The following is a 21294-nucleotide window of genomic DNA, read 5'->3' on the forward strand; positions in this document are numbered from 1 at the left end:
GGTGGCTCCTTGCTTCGTGTCTGTGCGTGTAGGGGTGACTTACTTGGCGTCGGCGTCGGCGACGGGCTCGGCGGGAGCCTCGTCAGCGGCGGGAGCCTCGGCGGCGGGAGCCTCTTCGGCAGCGGGAGCCTCTTCGGCAGCGGGAGCTTCAGCGGCCGGAGCCTCTTCGGCGGCCGGAGCCTCGGCACCGCCCTCGAGCAGCTCGCGCTCCCATTCGGCGAGCGGCTCAGCCGCGCCGGCGTCGGGGTTGTGCTTCTGCTGCAGGCCCTCGGCGGCAGCGTCGGCGATGATGCGCGTCAGCAGCGAGACCGAACGGATCGCGTCGTCGTTGCCGGGGATCGGGTACTGGAAGTCGTCGGGGTCGGCGTTGGTGTCGAGGATGCCGATGACGGGGATGCCCAGCTTCTTCGCCTCGTCGATCGCGAGGTGCTCGCGCTTGGCGTCGACGACCCACAGGGCCGACGGGGTCTTCGAGAGGTTGCGGATGCCGCCGAGCGACTTGTGCAGCTTGTCGAGCTCGCGCTTCTTGAGCAGCAGCTCCTTCTTGGTGAAGCCCGAGGCGGCGGGGTTCTCGTAGTCGAGCTCCTCGAGCTCCTTCATGCGGGCGAGGCGCTTCGCGATGGTCGAGAAGTTGGTCAGCAGTCCACCGAGCCAGCGCTGGTTGACGTACGGCTGGCCGACGCGGTCGGCCTGCTCGGCGAGGATCTCCTGCGCCTGCTTCTTGGTGCCGACGAAGAGGATCGTGCCGCCACGTGCGACCGTCTCCTTCACGAAGTCGTAGGCGTTGTCGATGTACGCCAGCGACTGCTGCAGGTCGATGATGTGGATGCCGCTGCGCTCGGTGAGGATGAAGCGCTTGACCTTCGGGTTCCACCGGCGGGTCTGGTGTCCGAAGTGCACGCCGCTGTCGAGCAGCTGGCGGATGGTGACCACAGCCATGGTCGTCTCCTGGTTCTGGCGCCTGGGCGCCGTTGAGGTTGTCATCCTCGGCCGAGTGGCCGATGATCCTGGCGCCCGGCGCACACCCACCCGCGCAGAGGCGGGACCTGTGGATGTGGATGCCACGACCGAAGTCGCTGTGGGCACGCGTAGTCACCTCGAGATCGAGGTGCTCTCCCAGTGTACAGGATCGCCTCGTGCTCACCGTTCGCACGCAGAGCGCGGGCCCCGGGATGACCCGGGACCCGCGCAGGCAGAATCGACTCAGTCGGAGGCAGCGGATGCCACCGATCCGGCCGACGGGGCCGACGCCGCTGAGGGAGCGGATGCCGGGCTGGGGGCTGAGGCAGGGCTCGGAGCGGATGCCGGGCTGGGTGCCGAGGCAGGGCTCGGAGCGGATGCCGGGCTGGGCGCTGACGCGGCGCTCGGGGCGGACGCCGCGCTGGGCGCCGATGCGGCCGACGCCGCCGACGCGACGGTCGCCGCGGTCGGTGCGCTGACGACGGTCACCGACGAGTTCGCCTGCTGCAGGTGGACGGTGGGCACGTCGAGCACTCCATTGCGCTCGGACACTGCTCCACCGGGCACCACGGCGCCGTCCGTCGTGCGCAGCTTCATCGTGTCGGCTGCGGCCGTCGCGGCACCCGCGATCACACTGAGGCCCACAAGTCCGCCGACGCCGTACGCGATCCACTTCTTCTTGGTCATCGTCCAGTCCTTCGCTGTCGTGGGATCAGCCTGTCGCCGATCCGCGTGTGATTCCATCCTCCCGAGCGGTCCTAAGCGGGATCGAAAGGAATCATGAGGCTGTTCTTATAAAGGTGATGCGCCGTCGCCGTCGACGATCCGCAGGGCTGCCGCGCTCAGCTCTCGCGCTCCGATGACGTCGCCGTTGTCGCGAGCCGCGTTGGCCTGACCCAGCAGATGGATGCCCGTGAAGGCGCGCACATCAGCGGCATCCCACCGCCGCAGCGCGTGATCCGCGAGCCGCCACACCCGCGCGGAGTCGATCGCGCCGGTCAGCCGGGCGCTGGCGACCGCATGCGCGATGAACGCGGCCGAATCCTCTGCGGGGACTCCGACCCCGAATGTGTCCACGTCGATGACCCCGCTGACCCGGTGCGACTCGTCGAGGAAGACCTGCCCGAAGTGCAGGTCACCGTGCACGATGCTGCGCGGTGCCTGCGGGGCGCCGGCGAGCAGCGCACGCACCCCGCGCACCAGCCGAGCAGCATCCGCATCGTCGCCGGCATGGCCGGCGTACCAGTCGAGACGGTCGGCGATCGACTTCGCCGGCCGGTCCCACGCCACGTGGGCGATCCGCTCGCGCAGCGCATCCACCTCATCGAGCAGCTGCCCGGGCCGCCAGGGCACCTCCGCGGCCGGCGTCCCGATGGCCGAGTCCAGCACGATCAGTCCCTCCGATGCCCAGCCGAGCAGCGTCGGCACCGGGAGTCCGCCGTCGGCGCACGCGCGATGCGCCGACACCAGCCTGTCGACCCGACTCGGGCGGACCACCTTGATCCACGCGTCCCCGGCATTCGTCGCCACCCGCAGCACCGCACGACGGCCGGGTCGGTACCCGATCATCGCGATGTCGCCGGTCGCGGTCATGCCCAGTCGCGCGAGCAGAGCCGCCGCCGAATGCCCGAATGCCGCAGCCGCCAGTGCGGGCAGGTGGGGATCCGCGGGGTGCAGCCAGATGCGCGCGTCAGGATGCACGGGGTCCTCCCCCGTGCTCATACCGGTCTCCGCCTGCACCGCGAGACGGGACGTGTCGACGAACCAGGTCTGCATGCCGCCGGCGTGGTCGAGATCGAAGCCGGTTACGGCTCCCGGCCCCAGCGGCTCCCGACTGCGCAGGCCGGGCTCCGGGAGAGCGTGATCATCCGAGTCGGTGTCGTCGTATCCGAGCGCATCGCGCAGCATCGCCAGGTCGGACTCGTGTGCGGGTGCGGGTGCGAATGCGGCGTCAGGCTCGTCGGGCATGCCCTCATTGCATCACGAGTGCGAGCCGCGTTCGATGAGACATCTCTTACACAGCCTTCGAAGGCGCACGACTCCGGGGATACTGATGGGGTGACCGACCCCTCGTCCTCTGCGAACCGCCGCAGCCGCATCGCGGATGCTCTGCGTCCGCAGCTGGTGTCCGTGCGCACGCGCATCGTCGCGGCCATCACGGCGACCCTGGCGATCGGTCTGCTCGCGGTCGGCACCGCCGTTTACATCGTCGAACGCCAATCCGACCTCGATCAGATGGACGACCGCCTGCGGGCCAACCTCGAGTCAGCACGGTTCATCGTCTCCGAAGGCGAGGCCGCCGACGACACTGCGGACCGGCGGCCGTGGGATTCGGCCCCCGAGGCGCTCCGCGCTGTCGTCGAGCGGATGAGCCCCGATGACAACACCGGGGTGATGGGAATGGTGGCCGACGAGATCAGCCTGGTGCCCGGTGTACGGCTGGACGTCGACCTCAGCGGTGCGCACGAGTTCGCGGCCTATCTGCTCGACCAGACCGCGGGCGGTGAGCCCATCATCGGCACCTACGCCGAAGACGGTGTCGCGTGGCGATACCTCGCGGCGCCGCTCGTCGTCGAGGACGGCACGACGACCGTCTCCACGCCGGCGATGTTCGTGATGGTCTACGACATCGATGCCGAGCTGGCCGAGTTCAACGGCACCGCCAGGGTGTTCGTCGTCGCGTCGCTGATCACGCTGGCGATCGTGGCCCTGGTCGGGATCATCGTCGCCACACGCCTGCTGCGACCGCTGCGCCACATGCGCGAGATCGCCACCCGAGTGTCGGCGAGATCGCTCGACGAGCGCATCCCGGTCGTCGGCAAGGACGACGTCGCCGACCTCGCCCGCACCATGAACGCGATGCTCGACCGCCTCGATGACGCGCTCGACTCGCAGCGGCGCCTGCTCAGCGACGTCGGTCATGAGCTGAAGACCCCGATCACCATCGTGCACGGTCACCTCGAGGTGATGGATCCCGCCGACGTCGACGATGTGCGCAGCACGCAGGCGCTCACCCTCGACGAGCTGGATCGCATGGGCAGGCTCGTTCAGGATCTCTCCGATGCCGCAGCCCTGCACGGCTCGGCGCCCGTGCATCTCGAGCCCGTCGACATCGGTGACCTGATCAAGCAGATCGCCCGCAAGGCACAGGGCATCGCCGGCGCCGAGGTCGAGCGCGGCAAGACAGCCGAAGGCGTCGTCGCCCTGGATGCGAACCGCATCACGCAGGCGATGCTGCAGCTGGCTCAGAACGCCGTCGCCTACGGCGGTGGACGCATCGTGATCAGCAGCCGACTGAGCGGCCGCTGGCTCCAGCTGTCTGTCCGTGACTTCGGTCCGGGGGTTCCCGATGACGCCAAGGAGACCATCTTCGATCGCTTCCGCCGCGGGACCACCGCCGAAGGCGTGCACGGCAGCGGACTCGGACTGAACATCGTGCAGCTGATCGCCCGCGCCCACGGCGGGTCCGTGCGCGTCGACGACGCCGCCGGCGGCGGTGCCCTGTTCACGATCACGCTGTCGGCCAGGCCGGCGGACGGCCCCGCCACGCCGACCTCGGACGAGAGCCCCGGTGGCTCGCCGCGCACTGAGAAGGAGTGATGATGGCATCCATCCTCATCGCCGACGACGAGCCCCGCATCTCGGGATTCATCGACAAGGGCCTGCGCTCGGCGGGGTTCGCCACGCGCATCGCCGCCACCGGTCCCGAAGCTCTGGAGCTCGCGCTCACCGATGAGTTCGACCTGCTGGTGCTCGACGTGAACCTGCCGGGCTTCGACGGGTTCCACGTGCTCGAGCAGCTGCGCGGATCGGGATCGACCCTGCCCGTGATCATGCTCACTGCACGCGTCGAGCTGCGCGACACGATCGCGGGACTCGAGGGCGGTGCCGACGACTACCTCGGCAAGCCCTTCCGGTTCGACGAGCTGCTGGCGCGGATCCGCCTGCGCATGCGCCGCGAGGTGCCGGACGCGGCTCTCGACCTGAGCCATGGCGACCTGCACCTCGATGTGCGCAGCAGGCGAGCACGCGTCGGCGACCGCGCGGTGGAGCTGTCGGCACGCGAGTTCGCGCTGGCCGAGGAGCTCGTGAGACATGCGGGACAGGTGCTGAGTCGCGAGCAGCTGCTCAGCCGCGTCTGGGGATACGACTTCGACCCGGGCTCGAATGTCGCCGATGTGTACATCGGGTACCTGCGGCAGAAGCTCGGAGCCGACCTGATCGAGACCGTGCGGGGCGTGGGGTACCGGCTGACGTGAGAGCCGCCGATCGACCGTTGTCCCCAGCGCTGCTCTGGCCGCAGGTTATCCCCGGTCCGTGGGTTCGAGGCGGTGGGCAGCGGTGCCGAGAGGGCAGGCTGGGCGGATGGTGCCTCGACCTTCTGCCATCCCGGTGCCGACGCGCGGTGGGCGTCGGCACCGGATCGTCACGGCCGCTGCGACTTCCCTGCTGCTGACGCTGGTGCTGAACGGCACCTCACCCGCGGTGGCCGTGCCGGCGGACTCGCCCACTGCCGTACCTGGCCTCGGCGCGACACCCGCCGTGCACGAGGCGCCCGGATCAGATGCGCCCGGCTACCCGTGGGCATGGCCGGTGAACGGGGCGCGACGGGTCGTGGCCCCGTTCCGCGCGCCCGCGCACGAGTACGGCCCCGGACACCGCGGCATGGATATCGCATCGGCGCCGGGAGCCGAGGTGCGGGCACCCGCCGACGGTGTCGTCGCGTTCCGCGGGACCGTCGTCGATCGGCCGCTGCTGACCATCGATCACGGCGGCGGGTACGTGACGACCTGGGAACCTGTCATCTCGTCGTTGGTGGCCGGTGGCGTGGTCACGGCCGGCGAGGTGATCGGCACGGTCGCCGCGGGCGGGCACTCGGTGCGCGGCGCGATGCACGTGGGTGTGCGGATGGACGGCGCCTACATCAATCCGCGACCGCTGTTCGGCGAGGTGCCGCGCGCGGTCCTGCTGCCATGCTGCGAGTGACGTCCACGCGGGACCTCACGCGCGGGGGTGTGCGAGCCGGTAGCTCGCGGTGAGCCGCTCCGCGGAGACGTGGGTGTAGATCTGCGTGGTGCCGAGGCTGGCGTGACCGAGGATCTCCTGTACCGCGCGCAGGTCGGCTCCCCCATCGAGCAGGTGCGTCGCGGCGGAGTGTCGCAGTGCGTGCGGCCCGACGTGGTCGGTGCCGACGATGGGGCCGAGCACCCTGGCCACGAGGCCGTACACGGTGCGGGGTGCGATGCGTCCCCCGCGGGCGCCGAGGAAGACCGCGGCGGTCGGTCGCGATGCACGTGCGTGCAGCGTGACTCGGGCGCGCGTTAGGTACGCGCCGACAGCATCGGCGGCCGGACGTCCGAACGGCACCACACGCTCCTTCGCCCCCTTGCCGAGTACCCGCACCGTTCCTCGCTGCAGGTCGAGGTCATCGACGTCGATGCCGCACAGTTCTGAGACACGCACACCGGTTCCGTAGAGCATCTCCAGGACCGCATGGTCGCGCAGCGCGATCGGGTCGCCATCGGATGCTGCGCTGCGCTGTGCGTCGAGCAGATCACGGATCCCGTCCTTGGACGCGACCACGGGGAGCGTCTTGGCGCGCTTGGGTGTGATCAGCCGGAGACTGGGGTCGGTGTTGATCAGCTCGCTCTCGTGGGCCCACCCGAAGAAGGACCGTATAGACGCGGCACGGCGGGCCAGGGTCGAGCGCGCGTCACCCCGCTGCGTGGCCTGCCAGAGCCAATCGCGCAGCGTCTCGAGATCGATCGCCCCGAGATCGTCGGCGGCGAGGCTGCGCCCGAGGTCGGCGAGGTCCGAACGGTACGCGCGCACCGTCGCCGGCGAGAGCCGCCGCACCCGCTCGAGGTGCGTGGCGAAGGTCGCGATCGCTTCGGAGTACCGCACTGCTCCAGCATGCCCCGTCCTCCGCGCCCACCGTGCTGCCGCGCCGCGGTCGGTCTGGATCGCGGAAGGCCCACAGAGGGCGGCTCGCAGGTGGCGGCCCTCACCCGCTCCGCTGCCATCCGTCGTCGCGCTGGACGACGGTGCCGTCCAGTGCCAGCAGCCCGAGCAGACTGCGCACGCGGTCGATCGACAGCCCGCTCCTGCGAGCGATGTCGAGCGGCTCCCGCGGTGTGCGGGTGCTCAGCGCGTCTCGCAGACGCACGTGATCGGGATGTTCCTTGGTGGACGGAGCGGGTGTCTGATCCGACTCGCCCCACAGCTCCCGCACCTCCCGCGCGCTCGTCACGCACACCGCGTCGTACTCGCGCAGCAGACGGTGACATCCGGCGGATGCGGCGGAGCTGACAGGTCCCGGCACGGCACCGAGTGGCCTGCCGAGGTCGGCGGCGTGCCCAGCCGTGTTGAGTGAGCCGCTGCGCCAGCCGGCCTCGACGACCACGGTGGCCATGCCGGCGGCGGCGATCGCGCGGTTGCGGCTCAGAAAGCGCCATTTCGTCGGGGCGGATCCGCACGGCACCTCGCTGAGCACGGCCCCCGAACGGCGGATCCGATCGAACAGCTGCTGATGTCCGATCGGGTAGGCGCGGTCGATGCCGCCCGCGAGGAAGGCGACGGTGGCGCCGCCCGCTCCCAGTGCGGCGCGGTGGGCCGCTCCGTCGATGCCGTACGCTCCCCCGGAGATGATGACCGTCCCGCCGGCTGCGAGGTCACCGGCGATCTCGGCGGCGACCGCCTCGCCGTACGGAGTGGCGGCGCGGGCACCCACGATCGACGCCGTCGTGCTGCCGTTCAGCACGTTCAGGTCGCCACGCGCCCACAGGGCCAGCGGCGCGTGCGGTCCCAAGTCGTCGAGCCCGAGCGGCCAGTGCTCATCGCCCGGCAGCAGCAGGCTGCCGCCGACGTCCAGACACGACTCCAGGGCGTCGCGCACTGCGCGTGCGTGTGCACGCGGACGCCACCGCGCCTGCGCCTCGGTGAACGCCCTCGGCTCGAACAGTCCCGGGGGCAGCAGTTCCTCGTCGTCCATCGCAAGACGCAGCGCTCTGTTCGCCCCGAGCGCGCCGATCAATGCCCCCGCGACGCCGTCTCCGGGCTCGACGAGCACCGACCAGGCAGCACGCGCGGCGGTCTCGGCCACTTCGGCATCGGGCCTCAGCCGCTCAGCGGCGCGCCGCACATCATCGTCGATCACCGTGATCCGTCCTGTCACTGTGGTGGTCATGCCAGCAGTCCTTTCTTGAGGAACAGTGCTCTGCCGAGCTCGTCGACTCCGGGCATCCCGCTCCCGGCGAGGTCCGCGAGAGTCCAGGCGATCCGGAGCACGCGGTCGTAGGCGCGCAGCGTCACCGCGCCGCGTTCGAGCGCACGGTCCAGGGGCGCGCGCACGGCCGCGGGAAGACGCATCGTCCCCTGCCGCAGGCGCTCGCCGGGCACGTCGCCATTCACGCGCCACGGCGAACCGTGCCAGCGCTCCTGCGCGGCGCCTCGCGCAGCCAGCACGCGCGCCCTCGCAGCATCCGAGGTCAGTGTCGATCGCTCCCCCGACGTCGCACGCGACGCGGCCACCCTGGCCACGCGCAGGTCGATGTCGATCCGGTCGCGCAGCGGGCCCGAGAGCCTGCCCGCGTAGCGGCGGATCATCATGGGCGGGCAGGTGCACTCCTCACCGCGCACGCCGTACTGCCCGCACGGGCACGGATTCATCGCCAAAATCAGCTGGAACCGTGCTGGGAAGGTGGCGGTGAATCCCGAGCGGATCAGCTCGATTCGCCCGGATTCCAGTGGCTGGCGCAGGGCGTCGAGCGCAACCCTCTGGAACTCCGGTGTCTCGTCGAGGAACAGCACACCGCGATGCGCACGCACGATCGCGCCGGGTCTCGCTACGCGCGAGCCGCCGCCGACCAACGCGGCGGCCGATGCGCTGTGGTGCGGCGCTTCGAAGGGTGCGACGGAGTCGAGGCGTGTGACGGACCGCCCGGTGAGAGAGCGGATCGCCGCCACCTCCAGCGCCTCTGCGTCGCTCAGCGGCGGGAGGATGCCGGGCAGCCGACGCGCCAGCATGGTCTTGCCCGCCCCCGGCGGTCCGCTCAGCATCATGTGATGCCCGCCGGCCGCCGCGACGACCAGGGCCTCCACGGCCTCGTCCTGTCCGACAACATCAGCGAGGTCGAGAGACGCGGCGGCGACCTGATCGTCCGACGGCATGGCGACCGGCTCCAGGTCGGCGACCTCGACGTCGGCGCCGTGTACCGCCGCGACCTCGGCCAGCGAGATCGCGGCGTGCACCTCGATGCCCGGCACCAAGCGCGCCTCCTCGGCGTTGCCGTGCGGCACGATGACGCGCTCGAAGCCCGCGCGTGCGGCGGCGAACACCGCGGGCAGCACGCCGGGAACAGGACGCAGGCGTCCGTCCAGACCCAGTTCGCCGATGTGCACGGCGGAGCGGATCGCACGCGGCGGCACCACCCCCTCGGTCGCGAGGGTCGCCACGGCGATGCTGACGTCGAAGCCCGATCCGTGCTTGGGCAGACTGGCCGGCGAGAGGTTCACGGTCACGCGGCGTCGGGGGAAGTCCAGACCCGCGTTGACACAGGCGTTGCGGACGCGCTGTGCCGCCTCGCCGAGCGCCTTGTCGGGAAGACCGATGATCTGGAATCCCGGCGTCTGGTTGCTGAGGTCGGCCTCGACCTCGACGAGGTGCCCGTCGACCCCGGTCAGGGCGACCGCCCAGGTGCGCGCCGTGCTCATCGCAGGTCCACCAGGTGCTCGAGAAGGGCGGAATCAGCATCCGCCCCCGTCAGGCCGACGACCTCGAGTCGGATCGTGCGCCGCCGCGCGGCGTCAGGGTGCTCTGCCGCCCATGCGTACGCGAGCCGCCACAGCCGGCGACGCTTTCGCTCGTCGATCGCCTCGAAGGGATGCCCGAAGGCGTCACTGCGCCGGGCCTTCACCTCGACGATGCAGAGCATCTCGCCGTGCGCGGCGACGATGTCGATCTCGCCCTGCGCGCACCGCCAGTTGCGCTCGAGGATCGCGTAACCGCTTGCACGCAGATGCGATGCGGCCCGCTCTTCACCCGCTCGTCCGAAGTCGTCTTTCGCTGCCATGACGACAGCCTGGTGCGTGGCGCGGACGCCCGATGCACCTTATCCCGGCAGGTGTGGAAAGGTCAGTGCAAGGTGCGAGTTGTGGACAGGAGTGCGGTCACTGCCCGTCGAGCGACAACTCGTCGGGGATCTCGAATTCGCGCCGCTGCAGCTCTTCGACGTTCACGTCCTTGAACGTCAGGACCCGCACCGCCTTCACGAAGCGATCGGCGCGGTAGATGTCCCAGACCCAGACGTCCGACATCGAGATCTCGAAGTAGAAGTCGTGCTCCGTGTCGCGGCGCACGACGTTCACCTCGTTCGCGAGGTAGAACCGCCGCTCGGTCTCGACGACGTACTGGAACTGCATGACGACGTCGCGGTACTCGCGGAACAGCGCGAGTTCGAGCTCGCGGTCGTAGTCGTCGAAGGCGTCCTCATCCATGGTGCCTCCATCCTAGGCGAGAGCGGACGGCGGAACAGCGCGCACGCAGCCGCATCGTTCAGAACAGCGTCGGCGCGTCGGCGATCGCCCACGATGCCCGGTGGAACGGCGACAGCCCCTGCTCGCGGATGGCCTGTCGATGCTCGAGGCTCGCGTACCCCTTGTTGCGTTCCCATTGATAGACGGGATGGTCGGCGTGCAGGGTCATCATCAGCGTGTCGCGTGCGACCTTCGCGATCACCGAGGCGGCGGACACCGATGCGCAGTCCCGGTCGCCCTTGACCACCGTGCGCACGGTCAGCACCTCGGGATGCACCCGCGAGATGTAGTCGTGATTGCCGTCGAGGATCACGAGCGTGCGCTCCAGCGACACGCCCTGTTCGACGACGGCCTGCACCGCACGCGAGGCCGCAAGGCCCAGCGCCCGCATGATGCCCACCTCGTCGACCTCGGCGGCACTCGACCACCCGACGCCCGACGCCGGCACCCAGCCACGCGCGCGCTCTGCCATCTGCGGGCGGCGTCGCTCGGTGATCAGCTTCGAATCACGCAGGCCCTCCGGAACCCGTCGCCGCGAGCCGGCGGCATCCATCACCGCCGCCCCGACCGCGACCGGTCCCGCCAGCGCACCGCGCCCGACCTCGTCGAGCGCGATGATGAGGTCGAAATCCCTGAGCAGCCTGCGCTCGAGGGTCAGTGTGGGCGCGACGACGGTCATTCCGGCTCCGGCACCGCCTGGAAGACCTCATCGTGCGTGTCGATGAGCCCGAGCCTGTCCAGGGGCCACGTGGTGAGGAAGGCACGCCCCACGACGTTCTCGAGGGGCACGAAGCCACCGCCGGGCAGCTCCTGGTGCGCGCGCGAGTCCTGCGAGCGGTCGCGGTTGTCACCCATGACCCAGATCGTCCCCTCCGGGACGGTCACGTCGAAGTCGGTGTTGGATGCGGCGGTGTCGCCCTCGGGAAGGTTGAGGTACGACAGCTCGTTGACCGGCGTGCCGTTGATGGTGATCTGGCCGAGCGCGTTGCAGCACACGACGTGATCGCCCGGCATCCCGATCACCCGCTTGACGAGGTGATCCTGTGTGTCGGAGGTGGAGATGCCCACGAAGGTGAGCACCCAGTCGACCGCCTCGATGAGCGCCGGACGCGAGGGGCGCTGCGGAGCGGGCGGAAGCCAGCCGCCCGGATCCTCGAAGACGACGACGTCACCGTGGTCGTATCCGGTCCAGCGCGGGGTCAGCTCGTCGACCAGGATGCGGTCGTCGATCATCAACGTGCGCTCCATCGAACCGGACGGGATGTAGAAAGAGCGCACCACGAAGGTCTTCACCACGAACGAGACCAGCGCCGCGATCAGGATGATGACCAGCACGTCGCGGACGAAGACCAGTGCACCCCTGCGTCGCGATGGCCGTGGTGCTGCCTCAGCGGCGTCAGTCATGTGCTTCCTTCGTGATCGGGCTCGCCGCGCGTGACGGCAGTTACCAGGTTCCCACACCCTGGCCACAACGACAGAACCCCGGGACGTGTCCCGGGGTTCTGTGCGTGTCGCTGTGCGTCAGTTCTCGCGCTTCTCGCGGATCTTCGCCTTCTTGCCGCGCAGGTTGCGCAGGTAGTACAGCTTGGCGCGGCGCACGTCACCGCGCGAGACGACCTCGATGTGGTCGATCACCGGGGAGTGCACCGGGAAGGTGCGCTCCACGCCCACCTGGAAGCTGATCTTGCGGACGGTGAAGGTCTCGCGAACCCCGTCTCCCTGGCGGCCGAGGACGACGCCCTGGAACACCTGGATACGCGAGCGGCTGCCCTCGGTGATGTTGACGTGCACCTTGACGGTGTCACCGGGGTGGAAGACTGGGATGTCGGAACGGAGCGAAGCCGCGTCGACGGCGTCGAGGATCTGCATGATCGTCTCTCTCTGCACTCGCCACAGGTCGGGTGCATGATTTCAAAGGTTCAAGAATGGATGTGTGCCGAGCGGCGCGCAAGGCGTCCGCAGCTCCCCTGAGGCAGAGCCGGTTCGCGGCACAAGAATCTATTCTGCCATGAACCGCATCGCCTCTCAAAACGCGCGGTGCCGCCGAACGGTCAGTCGCGCAAGCGGTGCTCTTCGACGATGATCACCTCAGCGGGCGTCGATGACGGCGAGGTGCGGTCGTGCGACGACATGCTCGACCACGTGATCGTCTCGCGGATGCGCGCCCCCGAGCCGCGCGCCTCGCTCCACAGCTGCCACAGCTGCAGCCAGAACAGCCCCAGCACCGCGATGATCGCGCCGGTGAGCAGCCAGGGGAAGGCTCCGTCGATGAAGCACGCGACGGCGATCGTGAGGCCGTGCCAGACGGTGAAACCGGCCACGTCCCACCACGACACAGCCCGCTCCGCACGCACCGAGGGACGGGATCTGGTCAGCAGCGTCAGCACGAGCTGCCCGATGAACACCGACGGCACGGCCATCAGCAGCACCCACAGCAACCCCCAGCCGGACTGTCCGAAGATCGCCCAGCCGACGATCATCCACAGCGGCAGCACGAATGCGGCCGGCAGCAGCCAGCGGAAGAATGCCCGTCGCAACACCATCCTTCGATGGTACGTCGGCCGGCGGGCGCGTGGGCGTGCGTTCGCTGTGGGCATCCGGACAGCGCGCATCGGCGACAATGGATGCTGACGAGAGGAACTTCCATGATCGAACTGCGCACACCTGCCGAGATCGACGAGATGCGCGCCGCAGGACGCTTCGTCGCAGAGACCCTGGCGACGCTGCGCGACGAGACCAAGGTCGGCACGAACCTGCTCTCGATCGACCGCAGGGCGCACGATCTGATCCGCAGCGCCGGAGCCGAGTCCTGCTACATCGACTACGCGCCCTCTTTCGGCAACGGCCCGTTCGGCAAGGTGATCTGCACCTCGGTCAACGATGCCGTGCTGCACGGCCTCCCCCACGACTACGTCCTGCGCGACGGCGACCTGGTCTCGCTCGACTTCGCCGTCTCCGTCGACGGCTGGGTGGCCGACTCTGCGATCTCGTTCGTCGTCGGGTCCGCGCGCGACGAGGACCTGCGCCTGATCGGCACCACCGAGCGCGCACTCGAGGCGGCGATCGCCGCGGCCGTGGTCGGCAACAAGACCGGTGACATCTCGGCCGCGATCGCCGCCGTGTCGCATGGCGAGGGGTACTCGATCAACACCGATTTCGGTGGGCACGGTGTCGGCCGGATCATGCACGGCGACCCGCACATCCCCAACGACGGCCGCGCCGGTCGCGGTGTCCCGCTGCGTGAGGGACTCGTCTTCGCACTCGAGCCGTGGCTGCTGGCGACCACCGACGAGCTGATCACGGATGCCGACGGCTGGACGCTGCGCAGCGCCGACGGGTCCCGCGGCTCGCACTCCGAGCACACCGTCGCCGTCACGAAGGATGGCCCGATCGTGCTGACCGACCGCAGTTTCCTCGGCGTGGACTGAGTCGACCTCAGCGCGCCCGCTCCCACTCCGCCACATCGCCGGGAACAACGGTGAAGAGCGGATGCGGATCGGGTGCCGTGACATCGTGCCAGCGCTCGGCGAGTTCGGGACTGCGCTGAGTGAGCTTGACCATGAGGTGCCGCCACTCGACGTCCAGCTGACCGCGGGTCACTGCGATCCCGTCCAGTCGGTCGCCGTCGTGCAGGATGCGCGACCGGTCGAAGCGATAGACGCGAGCATCAGCCTCGTCCGCGATCCCGCGCAGGAAGCCGCCCACGGCCGCCAGCGGATCGGCGGCGGCACGGAAGCGGATCAGCTGAGGATGATTGCGGTAACCCTTCGTGGCGCCCGCGAGCACCGCCTGCGCGAGGAGCGCCTCCCGCCAGCACGCCACCAGTGCCTGGCGGTCGAGGTAGCGCGGATGCACCGACCAGAGCCTCATGCCGCGCGGTAGACGTAGACATCGGTGACCTGGGGCAGCTCGAACTCGCTGCGGCCTGCGGTCGCCGGATCGGCGTCGAGGATGCGCTCCAGTTCGGCGACCATGTCGGCGCGCTCGCTTTCGGATGCCGCGATGAAGCTGCTGACGGTGAGCCAGCGCGCGATGTAGTCGGAGCGTGAGATCGTCTCCGACCACGGCACCTGAACGAAGGAGGGTGCCTCGAAGCCGGGCAGCTCGTGCGTGGCCTCAGAGGAAGCGGTCAGCCCCTCACGCAGTGCCGGATGCGCCACCCGCGTGCACGCGCGGTCCCAGCTGCACGTCGCGTCGGAGTGGTTCCACAGCAGGCCGAGCGTGCCGCCGGGGACGAGCACGCGGTGGATCTCGGCGCAGGCGGGGTCGCGGTCGAACCAGTGGAACGCCTGCGCCACCGTCACGACATCGACCAAGTGATCGGATGCCGGGATGCCCTCCGCCGTGCCGATGTGCGCCTCGACCTGCGGCAGCTTCGTGCGCAGCACCGCGAGCATCTGCTCAGAGGGCTCCACCGCGATCACCCGCGATGCGCGGTCGATCAGCCGCTCCGTGAACTTCCCCGTGCCCGCCCCGAGGTCGAGCGCTGCGCTCACGGGCGTCGGCACGATGGCATCCGCCGCCGCCTCGGGAAAGCCGGGACGGAAGCGCTCGTAGTCCTCCCCTGCGTTCAGAAAGGAACTCGCCAGCGTCTGATCTGCCATGTATTCAGCGTATCGGCGCCAGGTTCCTGCATACGCGCCATCGAACGATGGTGCGCGTGCAGGAATGTGGAGCGGATGCTGGGCGGCTCAGCCCTCGAGAAGGTCGGGGCGCCGGGCGCGGGTGCGCTCGAGCTGCTGTTCGCGGCGCCACGTCGCGATCGCGCCGTGGTTGCCGCTGAGCAGGATCGGCGGCACCTCATGATCGCGCCAGACCGCGGGCTTCGTGTACGACGGGTACTCGAGCAACCCGTCCTCGTGCGATTCCTCGACGAGGCTCTCGGGGTTGCCGACGACCCCGGGGATGAGCCGGCCGATCGCCTCGGTCATCGCCATGACGGCGACCTCTCCCCCGTTCAGCACGTAGTCACCCAGGCTGATCAGGCGCACCTCGCCGAGCGCGGCGGCGTACTCGAAGACGCGCTCGTCGATGCCCTCGTACCGTCCGCATCCGAAGATCAGGTGCTCGCGGTTCGCGAGTTCGCGCGCGGTCGCCTGGGTGAAGACCTCGCCGGCCGGCGACGGGAAGATGATGGTGGGACGCGTGTCGTTCGAGGTCAGCTCATCGAGCGCGAGGCCCCAGGGCTCGGGTTTCATGACCATGCCCGCGCCCCCGCCATAGGGCGTGTCGTCGACGGTGCGGTGCCGGTCGTGCGTCCAGTCGCGAAGATCGTGCACGTGCAGATCGAGGATGCCCGAGTCGCGGGCCCTGCCCAGCAGCGAGAGGGTCAGCCCGTCGAAGTACGACGGGAAGATCGAGACGACATCGATTCTCATTGCTCGATGCTAACGAGCGTCACTCGGCGCCGGGGGCGTCTGCGGGTGGGAGCTCTTCGAAGAGCCCCGCCGGCGGGGTGACGACGACGCGCCCGCCGGGGACATCGACCGTGGGCACGATGGCCTCGACGAAGGGCACCATGACCTCACCGGCGTCGGTCTTGACGATGAGCAGGTCCTGCGCGGGCAGGTGCTCGACGCGGGCGACGGTGCCGATCACGACGTCGTCGCGGAGGACGTCGAGTCCGGTGAGCTGGTGTGCGTACCAGGCATCGTCCTCGACCTCGTCGTCCTCGTCCATCCAGAGGATGGCGCGCACCAGCGACTCGGCCGCGGTGCGGTCGTCGACTCCCTCGAGGAAGACGACGGAGTTGCCGTTCATCACGCGGTACTCGCGGATCGTGACGGTCTTGCCGTGCCACGCGGATGCCTCGGGCACCTGCAGCGTGAACTCGGCTCCCGGAACGAAACGACGCTCAGGGTTGTCGGTGTACAGCTCGAGCTTCAGCGCGCCCTTGAGGCCATGTGCCTTGAGCAGACGGCCGACGCGGAGCTGGTTGCGGTCCGCGGCCACGTCAGTCGTCCGCGACGTCGACGCGGACGCGACGTCCGTCGGCGAGGGCGGAGATGAGCGTGCGCAGCGCCTTGGCGGTGCGGCCGCCGCGCCCGATCACGCGACCACGGTCATCCGGGTGCACGTGCACCTCGAGCAGATCGCCCCGGGGCGATGCGGATGCGGTGATGCGGACATCGTCCGGGTGATCGACGATCCCCTTGACGACGTGTTCGAGCGCGGCGGCGAGCACAGCGGACTACTCTGCGTCGGCGGCGGGGGCCTCGGCGGCCTCCGCGTCAGCAGCCGGTGCCTCGGCAGGCTTCTCGGCCTTGGGCTTGACGACGGACTTCTTGGAGGCGTCGACCTCGAAGGCGGCCTTGGGCTCGGCGACCTGGACGGTGGACTTCGCGTCCTTGTCGCCCTTGAACTTGCCCCAGTCACCGGTGAGCTTGAGCAGCGCGGTGACCTGCTCGGTCGGCTGGGCGCCGACGGACAGCCAGTACTGCGCGCGCTCCGAGTCGACCTCGATGAACGAGGGCTGCTCGGTCGGGTGGTACTTGCCGATCTCCTCGATCACGCGACCATCGCGCTTGGTGCGCGAGTCGGCGACGACGATGCGGTAGTAAGGCGCACGGATCTTGCCGAAGCGCTTGAGACGAATCTTGACAGCCACGATTCTCCTGAATTGTGTGGAAGGAAGTCGAACCGATCGCCTGGAGCGTGGGGTGCACACCCGGCGGAAGCTCTGTAGGGGGGACGGATGCTGGATAGAGGGTCGAGCAGTCGTCCGACCGTCTATTCTGCCAGATCCGGGCACCGACCGCGAAACGACACGGTCCACGGCTGCGTTCGATCGGATCCGCGTGTCAAACTGTGCGCGTGTCGATCGATTTCGCGCCCTCCGCCCGCAGCACGGTCGGGTTGGAATGGGAGGTCATGCTCGCGGATCCGTCCACGGGCGACCTGGTCGGGCGCGCCCCGGAGCTGCTCACCGCTCTCGAAGCGCAGAGCGCGCCGGAGCGGCACACCGTCACCGGCGAGCTGCTCACGAACACGATCGAGGTGACCAGTGGCGTCGGTGGCACGGTGTCGGATGCCGTCGACGACATCGCCGCAGCGATCGCTGCCGTGCGGCGTGCAACCGACCCGGCAGGCATCGAGCTGCTCTCCGCGGGCAGCCACCCGTACGCACAGTGGTTCAATCAGCGCGTGACCGACAAGACCCGTTACCGCACGCTGATCGAGCGTACGCAGTGGTGGGGTCGCAACATGATGATCTGGGGCATCCACGTGCACATCGGGGTCGATGACCGGGACAAGGTGCTGCCGATCATCGGAGCGCTCTCGTCGTACCTCCCCCATCTGCAGGCCCTCGCAGCGTCCAGCCCTTACTGGGCGGGCGAGCGCACCGGCTACGCGTCGAACCGGTCATTGGTCTTCCAGCAGCTGCCGACGGCCGGTCTGCCCTGGGCCCTCGAGACATGGCCGGAGTTCGAGCGCTATGTCGATGACATGACGCGCACAGGAGTCATGGCCGATGTCTCGGAGATCCGCTGGGACATCCGTCCGGCGCCGCGGTGGGGCACGATCGAAGTGCGCGCCTGCGACGGCATGTCCACGCTCACCGAACTGGCATCCGTCGCTGCCCTCACCCAGACTCTGGTCGAGTTCTTCTCACGCGAGCTCGACGGGGGTCGGCCCCTACCCACCCTGCCGCCTTGGTTCCACCGGGAGAACAAGTGGCGCACCGCGCGTTACGGACTCGATGCCCGTGTGATCGTCGACGCCGCCGGATCCCAGGTGCCCGTGCGCGAGCACATCGCGGCCGTCGTCGAGGAGCTCCTGCCTGTCGCGAACGATCTGTCCTGTGGCAGCGAGCTGGCGGGTGTGCGGACGATTCTCGACGGGGGCGCGAGCTATTCACGCCAGCTGGACGCAGCGGATGCCGCCGACGGCGACCTGCGCGCAGTGGTGCAGCACCTGATCCGCGAGTTCCGCGCGGGCCCGGAGGGGTCCCTGGTCGACTGACCGGCCGCCTCAGTTCTCTTCGGAGAGGAGTCGTGCGAGTGTCTCATCGAGCACCGCGTCGGTGACGATTCCCGCGGCTATCGCGGCCCGCAGTGAGCCGAGCTTCGCTGCTCCCGAAACCACGCACACACGCCGGGGCACCCGGCGCAATCGATCGAGACCGGGTCCCGTGGAGCGCGCGTTCAGGCGGATGTCACGCCAGCTGCCATCCGCCCGGAAGAAGACGGTCGCCACGTCGCCGATCGCGCCGTCCTCACGCAGCATCCGATAGTCGTCGCGGTTGAGGTATCCACCCACGTAGACCCGGCTGGGCACTTCGGCCTGTGGGGATCCGAGACCGAAGACCGCGATGTCCATTTTCGATTGGAACGCCAGCACACGTCGAGTGCTGCGCTCCTGCCACATCGCGTCGCGAGTGACAGGATTGTCGAAGAAGGCGGGCACCGGAAACTGCTCGACGTTCGCGCCGAAAGCCTGGCCGAAGCGCTGCAGGATGTCGCTCGAGTACTCCAGACCGCTGGTCTGAGTGTTTCCCGCGCCGTTGAGCTGCACGAACGTTGTGCTGTGCACCTCCTTCTGCACGAGCGAACGGCTGACCATGCTGATCGTGGAGCCCCACGCCACGCCCACCACCATGTTCGACTCGACGAACTGTGAGAGCAGGCGTCCTGCCGTCAATGACACTCGCTCCAGTCGTTCGACGTCGTTCACGATGCCCGACATGGGAACGATGTGCGCATTGATGCGGAAGCGATCGCGCAACTGCTCCTCGATCCGTCCCACACGTTCGAACGGGGAGTTGATGCGGATGTCGACGAGACCGCTCTCCCGCGCGGAGGCGAGCAGCCGCGACACCGATGATCTCGATGTCGAGAGCTCCCTGGCGATGGCATCCATCGTCATGTCCTGCAGGTAGTACAGCTTCGCCGCCGTGAGCGCGGCCGCAGTCTTCGTGTCGTGACGAGTTTCGTCCATCGGCATCCTCAGCACCTCCGACCACAGCATTGCACATTCGTGCAGGGGGTTTGCACGTTACTGCCATTGGAGTGATGCTGGATGCAAGCAGAAGGAGAGATCATGGTCGGTATGACCCGAAATTCACAGCGAGGCGACGAACTGGCGGCCGTCCGAGAATCCGGCCGCACCACCGTGTTGATCATCGGTGCGGGCATCAATGGCATCTCCCTGTTCCGTGACCTCGCACTGCAAGGCGTGAATGCGGTCATCGTGGACCGCGGCGACTTCGCCAGCGGTGCGTCCGCGGCCTCCAGTCACATGATCCACGGTGGCATCCGCTACCTCGAGAACGGCGAGTTCCGACTCGTGCGCGAGTCAGTGCAGGAGCGCAACGGCCTCCTGCGCATCGCACCGCACTACGTCAAGCCCCTCGAGACGACGATCCCGATCTATTCGACGTTCTCGGGCATCCTCACCGCCCCCCTGCGCTTTCTCACCCACGGCAGCGAGAAGCCGCAGGAACGCGGCGCGGTGCTCATCAAGATCGGGCTCACCATCTACGATCTCTTCTCGCGGGATGGGGGCGCAGTGCCGCGCCACCGCTTCTTCGGCCGTCGGCGTTCGCTCAAAGAGCTGCCCGCTCTCGACCCGAAGGTCAAGTACACCGCGACCTACTACGACGCCTCGATGCACGACCCGGAGCGCCTTGCGCTGGACGTTCTGCAGGATGGTCGTTCCGCCAACCCGCACTCGCACGCACTGAATTACGTCGAAGCCGTCGGCAGCCGCGGCGACGAGGTGCTGCTGCGCGATCTCGAATCCGCTGAGGAGTTCTCGATCCACGCGGACGTCGTCGTCAACACATCGGGGCCCTGGACGGACCTCACCAATGATGCGCTCGGCGCGGAGACGCGTTTCATGGGCGGCACCAAGGGATCGCACATCGTCCTCGACCACCCCGAGCTGCTGGCGGCGACACAGGGCAGGGAGATCTTCTTCGAGCACTCGGATGGGCGCATCGTGCTGATCTACCCGCTGAAGGGACGTGTGCTCGTCGGCACGACCGACATCGAAGCCGATCCCCGCGAAGCCGCGCGGTGCACCGAGGAAGAGGTCGACTACTTCTTCGAGCTCATCAACCACGTCTTTCCGAGCGTCGAGCTGGACCGTCAGCAGATCGTGTACCGCTTCTCGGGCATCCGTCCGCTGCCACGCCACGAGGACACTGCCCCCGGATTCGTCTCCCGCGATTACCGCATCGAATTGGTCGAGGGCACGGCAGTGCCGACACTGAGCCTCGTCGGAGGGAAGTGGACCACATTCCGCGCGTTGGGTGAGGCTCTCTCCGACCGCGTGCTCGAACTGATCGGCCGCACTCGCACGATCACGACCACTGGCGTGCCGATCGGCGGCGGTCTGGGCTTCCCTCGCACAGTGCGCGCCCGCACGACGTGGAAGCAGACGAATCTCCCTGGTGCCGAACCGTCTCGCGCCGATCAGCTGCTTGCCCGCTACGGCACCCGTGCCGCGGAGGTGTGGGCGCACATCGAGCGCGAGGAGGACCACATGCTGGCCGGCGGCGCGGTCTCGACACGCGAGCTGGAGTGGATGGCCGACAACGAGCTCGTCGTGCGCCTTGCCGACGTCGTGCTGCGTCGCACCAGCATCGCATTCGTCGGCGACGCCACCGGTGAGGTCCTCGAAGAGCTTGCCGATGCACTCGCGCCTCTGCTCGGTTGGAGTGAGAGCCGTCGGGATGCTGAGATCGAAGCCACTGTGCAGATCCTGAACGACGCACACGGGCTCGCGATCGAACTGCCCGCGCGTCGCTGACGATATGCCCGAGACGATGCGCGTCGGTGATGACCCGCAGAAGGAGGC

Annotated in this window: 25 protein-coding genes; 6 read left to right on the plus strand and 19 right to left on the minus strand. The window is 68.8% G+C overall.

What is annotated here, in order from left to right; genetic code table 11:
• Nucleotides 1-39 precede the first annotated feature (39 nt).
• The 3 genes from rpsB to WDU99_RS04805 form a co-directional block, all read right to left on the minus strand.
• Nucleotides 40-939 (minus strand): 30S ribosomal protein S2, encoded by a 900-nt coding sequence (rpsB, locus tag WDU99_RS04795; RefSeq protein WP_337331298.1) that lies wholly within the window; start codon nucleotides 937-939, stop codon nucleotides 40-42.
• A gap of 264 nt (nucleotides 940-1203) precedes the next feature.
• On the minus strand, nucleotides 1204-1647 hold the full coding sequence (locus WDU99_RS04800; RefSeq protein WP_337331299.1) for a hypothetical protein: 444 nt from the start codon (nucleotides 1645-1647) through the stop codon (nucleotides 1204-1206).
• A gap of 105 nt (nucleotides 1648-1752) precedes the next feature.
• Entirely contained in the window at nucleotides 1753-2928 is a 1176-nt protein-coding gene (locus WDU99_RS04805; RefSeq protein ID WP_337331300.1) for a phosphotransferase, read from the minus strand.
• A gap of 90 nt (nucleotides 2929-3018) precedes the next feature.
• Here WDU99_RS04805 and WDU99_RS04810 point away from each other — a divergent pair, with 90 nt between their 5' ends.
• The 3 genes from WDU99_RS04810 (at nucleotide 3019) to WDU99_RS04820 (ending at nucleotide 5946) form a co-directional block, all read left to right on the plus strand.
• On the plus strand, nucleotides 3019-4560 hold the full coding sequence (locus WDU99_RS04810; RefSeq protein ID WP_337331301.1) for a sensor histidine kinase: 1542 nt from the start codon (nucleotides 3019-3021) through the stop codon (nucleotides 4558-4560).
• Between the two features lie 2 nt (nucleotides 4561-4562).
• Nucleotides 4563-5219 carry a response regulator transcription factor gene (locus tag WDU99_RS04815; RefSeq protein WP_337331302.1) on the plus strand — a complete coding sequence of 219 codons (657 nt, stop codon included), beginning with the start codon at nucleotides 4563-4565 and terminating at the stop codon, nucleotides 5217-5219.
• A gap of 106 nt (nucleotides 5220-5325) precedes the next feature.
• Entirely contained in the window at nucleotides 5326-5946 is a 621-nt protein-coding gene (locus WDU99_RS04820) for a murein hydrolase activator EnvC family protein (protein WP_337331303.1), read from the plus strand.
• Between the two features lie 15 nt (nucleotides 5947-5961).
• Here WDU99_RS04820 and WDU99_RS04825 read toward each other — a convergent pair whose 3' ends face one another.
• From WDU99_RS04825 to WDU99_RS04865, 9 genes are all read right to left on the minus strand, one after another.
• Nucleotides 5962-6864, minus strand: coding sequence for a tyrosine recombinase XerC (locus tag WDU99_RS04825; protein WP_337331304.1), 903 nt, complete (start codon nucleotides 6862-6864; stop codon nucleotides 5962-5964).
• Between the two features lie 100 nt (nucleotides 6865-6964).
• Entirely contained in the window at nucleotides 6965-8146 is a 1182-nt protein-coding gene (locus WDU99_RS04830; RefSeq protein WP_337331305.1) for a DNA-processing protein DprA, read from the minus strand.
• Nucleotides 8143-9672, minus strand: a complete 1530-nt coding sequence (locus tag WDU99_RS04835; protein WP_337331306.1) for a YifB family Mg chelatase-like AAA ATPase — start codon at nucleotides 9670-9672, stop codon at nucleotides 8143-8145. Before WDU99_RS04835 ends, WDU99_RS04830 begins: the two co-directional genes overlap by 4 nt.
• Nucleotides 9669-10031, minus strand: coding sequence for a YraN family protein (locus tag WDU99_RS04840; RefSeq protein WP_337331307.1), 363 nt, complete (start codon nucleotides 10029-10031; stop codon nucleotides 9669-9671). Before WDU99_RS04840 ends, WDU99_RS04835 begins: the two co-directional genes overlap by 4 nt.
• Nucleotides 10032-10128: 97 nt before the next feature.
• On the minus strand, nucleotides 10129-10455 hold the full coding sequence (locus tag WDU99_RS04845) for a DUF2469 family protein (protein ID WP_337331308.1): 327 nt from the start codon (nucleotides 10453-10455) through the stop codon (nucleotides 10129-10131).
• 58 nt (nucleotides 10456-10513) lie between these two features.
• Nucleotides 10514-11173 (minus strand): ribonuclease HII, encoded by a 660-nt coding sequence (locus tag WDU99_RS04850; RefSeq protein WP_337331309.1) that lies wholly within the window; start codon nucleotides 11171-11173, stop codon nucleotides 10514-10516.
• On the minus strand, nucleotides 11170-11898 hold the full coding sequence (gene lepB / locus WDU99_RS04855; protein ID WP_337331310.1) for a signal peptidase I: 729 nt from the start codon (nucleotides 11896-11898) through the stop codon (nucleotides 11170-11172). Before lepB ends, WDU99_RS04850 begins: the two co-directional genes overlap by 4 nt.
• A gap of 117 nt (nucleotides 11899-12015) precedes the next feature.
• Nucleotides 12016-12363, minus strand: coding sequence for a 50S ribosomal protein L19 (rplS, locus tag WDU99_RS04860; protein WP_337331311.1), 348 nt, complete (start codon nucleotides 12361-12363; stop codon nucleotides 12016-12018).
• Between the two features lie 182 nt (nucleotides 12364-12545).
• The gene (locus WDU99_RS04865; protein WP_337331312.1) at nucleotides 12546-13037 is read right to left on the minus strand and encodes an MFS transporter permease; all 492 of its coding nucleotides are present in this window, start codon (nucleotides 13035-13037) and stop codon (nucleotides 12546-12548) included.
• Between the two features lie 102 nt (nucleotides 13038-13139).
• Between WDU99_RS04865 and map the strand changes: the two genes are divergently transcribed.
• Nucleotides 13140-13922: a type I methionyl aminopeptidase gene (gene map, locus WDU99_RS04870; protein ID WP_337331313.1), complete on the plus strand. Its 783-nt coding sequence runs from the start codon at nucleotides 13140-13142 to the stop codon at nucleotides 13920-13922.
• Between the two features lie 7 nt (nucleotides 13923-13929).
• Here map and WDU99_RS04875 read toward each other — a convergent pair whose 3' ends face one another.
• The 6 genes from WDU99_RS04875 to rpsP all read right to left on the minus strand — a co-directional run bounded on the left by WDU99_RS04875 (nucleotide 13930) and on the right by rpsP (nucleotide 17101).
• The gene (locus WDU99_RS04875; RefSeq protein ID WP_337331314.1) at nucleotides 13930-14364 is read right to left on the minus strand and encodes a pyrimidine dimer DNA glycosylase/endonuclease V; all 435 of its coding nucleotides are present in this window, start codon (nucleotides 14362-14364) and stop codon (nucleotides 13930-13932) included.
• Nucleotides 14361-15098: a class I SAM-dependent methyltransferase gene (locus WDU99_RS04880; protein WP_337331315.1), complete on the minus strand. Its 738-nt coding sequence runs from the start codon at nucleotides 15096-15098 to the stop codon at nucleotides 14361-14363. The genes WDU99_RS04875 and WDU99_RS04880 overlap by 4 nt, the downstream gene beginning before the upstream one ends.
• An 87-nt stretch (nucleotides 15099-15185) precedes the next feature.
• Nucleotides 15186-15872, minus strand: coding sequence for a tRNA (guanosine(37)-N1)-methyltransferase TrmD (gene trmD, locus WDU99_RS04885; RefSeq protein ID WP_337331316.1), 687 nt, complete (start codon nucleotides 15870-15872; stop codon nucleotides 15186-15188).
• Between the two features lie 19 nt (nucleotides 15873-15891).
• A complete protein-coding gene (rimM, locus tag WDU99_RS04890) occupies nucleotides 15892-16446 on the minus strand; it encodes a ribosome maturation factor RimM (protein WP_337331317.1) in 555 nt (184 codons plus the stop codon).
• A 1-nt stretch (nucleotide 16447) separates the two neighbouring features.
• A complete protein-coding gene (locus tag WDU99_RS04895; RefSeq protein ID WP_071644715.1) occupies nucleotides 16448-16678 on the minus strand; it encodes an RNA-binding protein in 231 nt (76 codons plus the stop codon).
• 6 nt (nucleotides 16679-16684) lie between these two features.
• Nucleotides 16685-17101, minus strand: a complete 417-nt coding sequence (gene rpsP, locus WDU99_RS04900) for a 30S ribosomal protein S16 (RefSeq protein ID WP_337331318.1) — start codon at nucleotides 17099-17101, stop codon at nucleotides 16685-16687.
• A 263-nt stretch (nucleotides 17102-17364) separates the two neighbouring features.
• Here rpsP and WDU99_RS04905 point away from each other — a divergent pair, with 263 nt between their 5' ends.
• Nucleotides 17365-18456 (plus strand): glutamate--cysteine ligase, encoded by a 1092-nt coding sequence (locus WDU99_RS04905; protein WP_420063987.1) that lies wholly within the window; start codon nucleotides 17365-17367, stop codon nucleotides 18454-18456.
• A gap of 9 nt (nucleotides 18457-18465) precedes the next feature.
• Here the strand turns inward: WDU99_RS04905 and WDU99_RS04910 are convergent, their stop codons facing one another.
• Nucleotides 18466-19431, minus strand: coding sequence for a sugar-binding transcriptional regulator (locus tag WDU99_RS04910; protein WP_420063984.1), 966 nt, complete (start codon nucleotides 19429-19431; stop codon nucleotides 18466-18468).
• Nucleotides 19432-19542: 111 nt separating this feature from the next.
• On the opposite strand from WDU99_RS04910, the gene WDU99_RS04915 reads away from it, so the two are divergent.
• A complete protein-coding gene (locus tag WDU99_RS04915; protein ID WP_337331321.1) occupies nucleotides 19543-21246 on the plus strand; it encodes a glycerol-3-phosphate dehydrogenase/oxidase in 1704 nt (567 codons plus the stop codon).
• Nucleotides 21247-21294: the final 48 nt, after the last annotated feature.

Origin of the sequence: Microbacterium bandirmense, assembly GCF_037204185.1 — a bacterium.
Classification (GTDB): Bacteria; Actinomycetota; Actinomycetes; order Actinomycetales; family Microbacteriaceae; genus Microbacterium; species Microbacterium bandirmense.